Here is a 4,078-nt window from a genome sequence, read left to right on the forward strand (position 1 = left end):
GTCGTCCGCGCCGACCGTGGTACCGAGTTCGATGATCTCCTCTCGGGTCAGGTCGTCAAGGAATGCTCCGACTTCAGTGTCGTCGTTATCGTCGCGCTCGAGGTCGATGCTTTCGCCGTCGGACTCGAGGTCGAGGCCGTCGTCGTCCTCGACATCGAGGTTGTCACCACTGTGTTCGATGTCGTGGTCATCGGTCTCTAGCTCTGCCTCGTCGTCGTCCTGTTCGAACTCGAAGTCCTCATCGTGGTCTTCGACGTCGACATCGCTACCATCTTGTTCGATGTCGTGGTCGTCATCCTCGAACTCGACTTCGTCGCCGTCGTTCTCGAAGTCGATGCCGTCGTCGGTGTCGACTTCGAGGTCGTCGTCATCTAACTCGATCTCCTGCTCGTCGGTCTCGAAGTCGAGATCGCCGTTGTTCTCGAACTCGAATTCTTCGCCTTCGACGTCGACATCGTCACCGTTGTGTTCGATGTCGTGTTCGTCGTCGGCTTCGAGTTCGTGGTCGTCGCCGTCGCTCTCTAAGTCGAGGTTATTGTCGTCATCCTCGACTTCGAGGTCGTCGCCGTCCTGTTCGATCTCGTGGTCGTCGGTGTCGACATCGATGTCGTCACCGTCGAGGTCAATGTCGATTCCGCCGCTGCCGTCGAACTCGATGTCGAGGTCGCCGTCGTTCTCGAACTCGAGGTCCTCCAACTCAACGTCGGCTTCGTCGCCGTGCTTTTCGATTTCGGCCTCGTCGTGTTCGACGTCGAGGTCGTCGTCTTCGGCCTCGTAGTCGAGGTCGTGGCCGTCGGTATCGTCTTCAACCTCGAGGCGGTTACCATCTTGCTCGATTTCGACGTCATCGAACTCGATATCGGTGCGGTCACCGTCTTCGTCAGCCTCGAAGTCAAGGTCGTTTTCGTCGTCCTCGACTTCGACCTCGTCGTCGTGCTGTTCGATTTCGTGGTCGTCTGTCTCTACGTCGACGTCGTCACCGCCGTCGTGGCTCTCGAAGTCGAGGTCGTCTTCATCGTCTTCGAAGTCGAGGTCATCGTCATCTTGTTCGAGTTCTAGATCTTCGAACTCGATGTCGGCCTCTTTATCGTCCTCGTTGGATTCGAAGTCGAGGTCTCCGTCGTCGTCTTCGACTTCGGCGTCGTCGCCGTCGTGTTCTATTTCGCCGTCGTCGGTATCGATGTCAACTTCGTTGCTCTGGTGATCGGCAGCTACCGACATCGCGCCACCAGCGGTAACCATACCAATCGCCAGAAACAGTATCAGTACTAATCGGAATGTGTCTTTCATGGTCTCATCTCGTCGTCTATCACCCCACGAGTTAGGACAGAATCGGCTGAATCTATGTTAGCAGAATCACTTCGAATCCATCCCGACTGTGGGCATATAGCTGTAGGGATTAGGGATATATAATATTATTATAACTAATGAGTTCCTCAGTAAAAATATCTTCATACCATGAGGCCATGCGCAGACGGTGAGACATCAGACACCCGGTTACCCGGCAATCAGTACATTCAGATTTCGAGAGAATGCGGCCCCGAGAGGTATATAAACGAAATCTGGACGTATATCTATGAGAGTGTTCGCAAACATGCCTACCAATTGCTATGTTCGTCGGCGCTGCTACCAGTATCGTATCACCAAATAAAGAACGAGCCCGGCGTGATTTCACGTGTCCATCACCCTGGCAGCAGTCTATCCTGTAGCCGTATTTTTCGGCCCGATACGAGGCCAGCAGCAGTGTTGTGGCAGTCCTTCGGTACGCCTGTGAGCAACTGTGAGTGTGGACTCCGGTTGAGATTTCGAGACGCCGCCCTACTATAGTCACGAACACTCCAGTCGGCGAGGGATTCCCATGCCCTCTCCGACGACCGACCACCGAAAATGTCGGCTTCAGGTATCTGTGGAGGTGACCTGAAGGTCGCCATACCGCACTCGTTCGATGAGTGGTTCGAAGGCGGCACCCTGCTTCGTCAGCGAGTACTCGACTCGAAACGGACGCTCGCTGAGTATGTCACGGTTTATTACTCCGTGCTCTTCAAGCGTCCGGAGGCTCTCCGCGAGGACCTTATTGGAAATCCCCTCGACCTCGCTTTCGATCTTACTGAACCCCATCGGCCCCTCATTGAGGAGTGTCGCAATAATAACTAAGTTCCACTTCCGCCCAATGAGCTGTGCCAAGGTGTTCAGCTCCTGCTGGAATGACTTCGAAGTGTGACGGAACGGCCGTCCGTCTCGGCTACTGTGGGTCGCTGCCCCCCCATACGTTTGGTTTTTCGTCCCCATGACTAGTCCAGACTAACAAAAGGGACCTAGCTCTATAGAACGAATGGCAACATGGCTAGCAGCACACCTACCTACGTGCTTAAATTCCGGGGTCTACTCGAACCTCGTTACCCCTACGATGCTTCTATCTGGGTTCTCCGTCGAGACACGTAGCAGAGCGGAACACCCGCGCTGTCTGCCACACAGAAGCGTCTGGAACACGTAGTCGGACCCATTCAACAGTCGACTAAAATCGGACCCACCGAACGACTCGGTGTCGTTGACTGTTTGGCTTTCGAGGCTCTCGTTTACTCGTGTAATTCGTCAAGGATGGCTATTCGCCGCCATCGTCAACCCGGGATAACTACGAAACCAAGGCAGTATTATGCTATCACACAGCCGATTATAACACATGTCATCAGTAACAACGTCCGGAAGGCGGTTCCTACGGGAGGTGATCATCGACCCCGGCGAAGGAATCATCTCGATTGACCAGGGAGGGACTGTTGTCTTCGCGAACCCACCAGTTGAGCGGCTCTTGGGGCATGACCTAGACACACTAGTTGGCAAGTCTATCGTTCGGTTCTTTCCGACGGACCACGACACCCCACTCGAGACTATCCAACGTGCTGCGTCTCCACCCGAGCGACCGCATAGAGCAGTCACTGATAGTTCTCTCGTCCATGCCGAGGGCCACGAAGTTCCCGTGTCGTTCACCGTGGACGCGACCGACTACGAGCAATCCCGGTTTTTTACTCTGCGAATTCACGAACGGACTAGACACGGTGAACCGTCACAGTCCCGAGCGAACGTCGGTGAATCCCTCCTCCGGAAAATCTTCGAAGAGAGCAACGATGCAATGGTCATCTTTGACAACGAGCACGACGAGATAGTTGCTTGCAACCCCAGAGCGTGTGAGTTGTTTGGATACAATCGAGATGACCTCCTGTCGACTGCTCCGTCTGAACTCTACTCGTACGATACGACCACATTTGACCGGTTCGTCGACGAGGTGTTAGAAGCGGGTACAGCCTGTTCCGACGCCCTCGAACACCGCACCGCCGACGGTTCGACCCTTTCAGTTGAAATTTCGGCATCGAGAATCGAATTCGAGGGTGACCCACACGTACTCGCCTGCGTTCGGGACATCTCCGGACGGATTCAGCGAAAGCAGAAACTAGAGCGGTATCGGACGATGGTGGAAGCAGTCGGTGAGGGGGTGTACGCCGCCGACGAGAACCTCCGGTTCACTCTCGTCAACGACGGCGCGTGCGAGCTGACGAACTACGACCGAGAGGAACTCATCGGAAGACCGTTGACGGACCTTCTTGCGGGTGAGGCCGATGATGTCGATCCGGCAGACTACGAGGACCTGCTAGTCAACACCTCATCATCAAGCGAGCCGCTGCGGGTTGTTGACGCCGAGAGCGCCCGAGAAGCTCGTAAACAGCTCTACCAATCCGACCAAGACGTGATGACTGCTGAGGCACCGATTCGAACCAAAAACGGGAACGTCATCCCACTCGAAATTCGGTTCAGCGAACTCCCTGCTGGACCCGATGCGGAGTTCCGTGGAACGACCGGCGTGCTTATCGATATCTCCGACCGGAAGGAACACAAGCGACAACTCAAGACGCTCAACAAGGCGAGCCGAGAACTGCCTCAGGCGGAAGACCCTCAGACTATCGCGAAAGCCGCTCTCGATGCCGTTGAGCAGGTCGTTGGGTTCGACGTTAGTGGCGTGCGGATGTTTGACGAAGAGACGAACACCCTTACCCCTATCGAGATGACCGACGCTGCCGAGCAACTC

The 4,078-nt window shown here is 55.2% G+C and carries 3 protein-coding genes; 1 reads left to right on the plus strand and 2 read right to left on the minus strand.

Translation table 11 applies throughout. From position 1 onward, the window contains the following. On the minus strand, positions 1–1,242 hold a 1,242-nt coding region (locus QT222_RS05110; protein ID WP_491476520.1), incomplete at its 3' end, for a hypothetical protein. A 654-nt stretch (positions 1,243–1,896) separates the two neighbouring features. After that, a complete protein-coding gene (locus QT222_RS05115; RefSeq protein ID WP_231512999.1) occupies positions 1,897–2,184 on the minus strand; it encodes a winged helix-turn-helix transcriptional regulator in 288 nt (95 codons plus the stop codon). Positions 2,185–2,680: 496 nt separating this feature from the next. On the opposite strand from QT222_RS05115, the gene QT222_RS05120 reads away from it, so the two are divergent. After that, positions 2,681–4,078: PAS domain-containing protein (locus tag QT222_RS05120; RefSeq protein ID WP_491476519.1), on the plus strand; the 1,398-nt coding region annotated here is incomplete at its 3' end.

The organism is Haloferax sp. s1 (assembly GCF_058382125.1).